This window comes from Peribacillus sp. (assembly GCF_059453735.1).
In genome coordinates, this window is the sequence record NZ_JAZVJO010000017.1 from 1 (window position 1) to 4,093 (window position 4,093).

A 4,093-nucleotide genomic window follows, 5' to 3' on the forward strand; every position below is an offset into this window, starting at 1 on the left:
TCCTATTTGACATGCAAAGTCCTTTAATGTGGACTCCTGAGTACTGGAGACCGGTTTTTTATCCATCTCCCCGGAAGCATTCATATTCTGGGCATCCATTCCAATGGCTAAGACGAGCCACCTTTTTTGATTTTGAATTTCTTTTTCAGATAGATTGTTGATTTTTTCGATTACTATTTCCAGCCCTGTTTTCTCAAAGAAGTCAGGAACACTCTCATGATGGCTGGTATATAGGGCTTTGCTGTTAACAGTCGTATAGAAGTAGGGAATATCCCTTTGTAATAGGTCTCTCAATTCATGAGGTACTACCCGAGTGTCTTTAAATGGATATAGCCATAAGCGCTCAAACAATTGTTCCAATGCCGCTGCCTGCGCTGAATAATCAGGATGTGTAGCCTCCATTAAAAAATTGGCATACTGTTGTGTAGCTCTTAGGATGATTCTAATTTTGCTATCTGCAAAGCGCTGAATAGGCCCTTCAATAAGTTGCTTCTTAAAATTCAAAATGAAGTGCATCATCCGCTCGTATCCATCGACAATGTGGGATAAATACGCCTGCGCATCTACTTTTTGCCCATTTAAATAGGGCATATTTTTGGCTCCTGCAGTAAAGACCTCTTTCATCTTAAAAACCATTTCATCTGTGTTTGCTTGATCTATTTGTAATACCGGGAATGGCAATCTTTGAACTTCCCCGTTTAAACCACTTAAATCGACGCCTCTTCCATCCGCATTCTGGAATAATGTCTGAGGCAGCAAACCTGTTCCCAATACCGATCTGCTTTGAACATATTTCAATTTAACCTCAGCCGTGTCTGGAAAATCCAATTCCGGGTATTGGTGAAAAATAGTCTCTAAATCAATTAAATATGGGTATTCTCCATTAGCAATAATATTTTCATAGTGCATATCTGCACCATTAATCATATGCATTAATCCGACCAGCTGCCCAAAGCGTTCATAATATTTCTTTACCTCTTCTTCTGATCCACAGCCTTTATGAAGGATACACTCTTCAAATCCATATTCTCCGTAGTCCAATACTTTATAAGTCGGCAAATTGATATCAGCATCGTGTTGATTAATCCATAGAATCAATTCATTATACTTTTCAACAATATCCAAGGATTTTGGTTTGTACATAATGGACTTTTCATTTGAATAATTCAGCTTTGCTACAGTTTGCCCTTTTTGATGGGTATCCCCCAATCCAATTTCGATATCCACCAATTTGGCTCCCATTAAATCAAACTTTTGCTGTAGATCCAGCCAGCTGTCATTTAACCCTTTAAATAAAGTTGCAGTATTATTAATGAAAAATTCTGTGCGTTCTAAACAGGCCCTTTTTAACAAAGGATACTCTTCATAGAATCTATTTAGATATCCCAAGTCTCTAGCATGCTTGATGATAAAGGATTCGAATCTTTCCTCGGGTGTTTCCCCATCTAAGGTTTCTCGTAATTTCTCGATCTGCAGCTCTAAGATTGCGGTCTTGGAAATAAGGCCAACCAACTCTGTAGCAATAGCATCAGCCAGAGATTGCTTAATTTTACTCCATTCGTATCGCTCAGTGAGCGTTAGGACTGTTGGAATTTCTTTTTCAACCTGTTTAATAGCGTATAGGACAAACGGATAAATAAAATCCACTAAAGTTGGCCTTTCTAATTTTTGTTGCATCTCGCTATATAACTCCATACCTTCATCCAGCATATTTCCGTTCACTTTCTGATTAAGGTAACTTTTAAACTCACTGTTGGAAGCTGCATTATTAACATTCACAACTTTTTCTTCGTTATATTCCGACGTTTGTAATTTATCGTTGTTAATCATTTGTTTTATCAATGTATTCACTCTCTTTCATAATGTAATAAAAATAATCACGAACTACTTATCCATTCAGTAAATAGGCCCTGATTATTTTTAAAATAAAGGGGGGAAGGAACCCCCCGCTTTAAATCTACCGTTTATCGGAAATTATGAGATTAGCAAATTTTAATTGATGTCGTTAACCCGATGATTACCCCTACACAAAGCGGTGTTGTTTCCGGCTTCACATCCGCTGCGCCTTGGACCTGCGCCAATTCTTCCTCCGTTAGATCGCCGAAGCTTTTCCCCGACGGGTGGACCGGCAGGTTCTCCAATTTCTCGCGTACTTGTGGATCCTTCCACGCTGCAATGATTTCCTCTTTAGTCAGGTTTGTGTTTGTCATATCCATCTCTCCCTTTTATGTTTGTTTGCAATTAGCAAATTCTGATTGATGTCGTTAAACCGATGATTACCCCTGCGCAAAGCGGTGTTGTTTCTGGCTTTACATCCGCTGCGCCTTGGATTTCCGCCAATTCTTCCTCTGTTAGATCACCGAAGCTCTTGCCTGATGGGTGAATCGGCAGGTTCTCCAGTTTCTCGCGTACTTGCGGATCCTTCCACGCCGCAATGATTTCTTCTTTTGTTAGGTGTGTGTTTGACATATTCATCTCTCCCTTTTCGATTGGTTTGTAATTAGCAGATTTTGATTGATGCTGTGATGACCGTAACTATAGGCAGACAGACGAAGCTTGTTTCCGGCTTGACGTCTGATGCACCTTGGATTTCGGCTAACTCTTCCTCCGTTAGATCGCCATAGCTTTTGCCTGACGGATGATCCGGTAGGCTGTTGTACTTTTCACGGACTGCCGGGTCCTTCCAGGCCGCAATGATTTCTTCCTTCGATAAAGGTGTATTTGACATATTCATCTCTCCTTATTTTTGATTGATTTTTATTTCTTAAAATCAACAAATTATGATGGATGCAGTTAAGGGGATGAAAATACACTGGGGAGTTGTTATTGGATTTACTCCTACAGCGCCTTGAACTTGCGCTAACTCTTCCTCTGTCAGCTCCCCGTAACTTTTACCTGACGGATGGTCTGGTAAGGTGTTGAACTTCTCACGAACTTGCGGATCCTTCCAGGCTGCAATGATTTCCTCTTTAGTTAAGTTTGTATTTGACACATTAGCACCTCCTTATCTGCTCTTTTATTTACTGTTTCTTACAACTCTTACTTTAAATGATTCAGAAAATTCTTTGCACTTCGCAAAATTGCATACTTTTAAAAATCTCAATTTTTTAATAGTAATTGTTTAAACAAAAAAATCTCCCCAAAAGCTCAATAAGCTCCCGAGAAGACTCTTTTGAATTTATGAAACATACGGATTTGGTCGATGAGTCGGTGTAAGGGACTCATATAAATGTTCATTGGTTACATATGAAGAAGCACCATGTACCATTTTCAGCTCTTCCACTGACATCTTCTTTATATTTTCATTACTCACATGTGTTTTATGTGATTTAGTTCGAAAAATATTAAATTTCATAATAACCCCTCCTATCGGTTAAATTGAAGTAATTGTTTAAGTGTTAAACTGTCCGATTTTAAAACACCCTTTGGGTAGATTTTTGCTGCTAATGCGGCAAACAGGGCAATGAATAAAATCATGACCAGCAGCGAAACAAGTATTTCCGCTGGCGCAATCGTGTTATAGACGATGCGGATCAATACACTCATAGGTGCCGTAAATGGAATATACGAAGTCACTTTCGTCATCGTTCCTTCCGGATAGTCCATGACAAACAGCATCTCCACTGCCAGGCTGGCCATCAGGAGAATCACAATGGGCATCGTAGCACTTGATAGGTCATCCGGGCGGCTTACCATCGAGCCGACAATCGCAAACAGAGTGGCATAGATGAAATAGCCAAGGATGAAGAAAATCAGGATATAGAAGGCTGTTCCCCATGTGATCGTGTCGATGACCGTCTGGACGAACGATCCTTCAGGAATATCGAAAATCCCCAGGTTGCCCCATAATAGAAGGGCGCCAATAAAGATGAATAATTGCGCCAGGCTCGCCAGGCCGATGCCCAGGATTTTCCCGTACATCATCGGGACCGGCGCCACTTTGGTGATCATGACCTCCATTACCCTTGAGGATTTTTCGGATGCGATGGCTGTCGCAACATTATTGCCGTACGTTGAAATGGCCAAAAACATGATGGTAATCAGTCCGTACACAATCAGCAGGGCATTGGGCTCTGCTTCATATAATGATTCG

Annotated in this window: 7 protein-coding genes; all 7 read right to left on the reverse strand. The window is 40.5% G+C overall.

Features of this window, described 5'->3' with window-relative positions; all coding sequences use genetic code 11:
• On the reverse strand, window positions 1–1,851 hold a 1,851-nt coding region (lanM, locus tag AC52RT_RS00565; protein ID WP_495538950.1), incomplete at its 3' end, for a type 2 lanthipeptide synthetase LanM.
• A 131-nt stretch (window positions 1,852–1,982) separates the two neighbouring features.
• Complete coding sequence (locus AC52RT_RS00570) at window positions 1,983–2,210, reverse strand: mersacidin family lantibiotic (RefSeq protein ID WP_495538951.1); 228 nt, start codon at window positions 2,208–2,210, stop codon at window positions 1,983–1,985.
• Window positions 2,211–2,241: 31 nt separating this feature from the next.
• Window positions 2,242–2,469, reverse strand: a complete 228-nt coding sequence (locus AC52RT_RS00575) for a mersacidin family lantibiotic (RefSeq protein ID WP_495538952.1) — start codon at window positions 2,467–2,469, stop codon at window positions 2,242–2,244.
• A 31-nt stretch (window positions 2,470–2,500) separates the two neighbouring features.
• Window positions 2,501–2,728 carry a mersacidin family lantibiotic gene (locus tag AC52RT_RS00580; protein ID WP_495538953.1) on the reverse strand — a complete coding sequence of 76 codons (228 nt, stop codon included), beginning with the start codon at window positions 2,726–2,728 and terminating at the stop codon, window positions 2,501–2,503.
• A 42-nt stretch (window positions 2,729–2,770) separates the two neighbouring features.
• A complete protein-coding gene (locus AC52RT_RS00585; RefSeq protein ID WP_495538954.1) occupies window positions 2,771–2,992 on the reverse strand; it encodes a mersacidin/lichenicidin family type 2 lantibiotic in 222 nt (73 codons plus the stop codon).
• A 186-nt stretch (window positions 2,993–3,178) separates the two neighbouring features.
• The gene (locus AC52RT_RS00590) at window positions 3,179–3,355 is read right to left on the reverse strand and encodes a hypothetical protein (protein ID WP_413364395.1); all 177 of its coding nucleotides are present in this window, start codon (window positions 3,353–3,355) and stop codon (window positions 3,179–3,181) included.
• 11 nt (window positions 3,356–3,366) lie between these two features.
• On the reverse strand, window positions 3,367–4,093 hold a 727-nt coding region (locus AC52RT_RS00595), incomplete at its 5' end, for an ABC transporter permease (protein ID WP_495538955.1).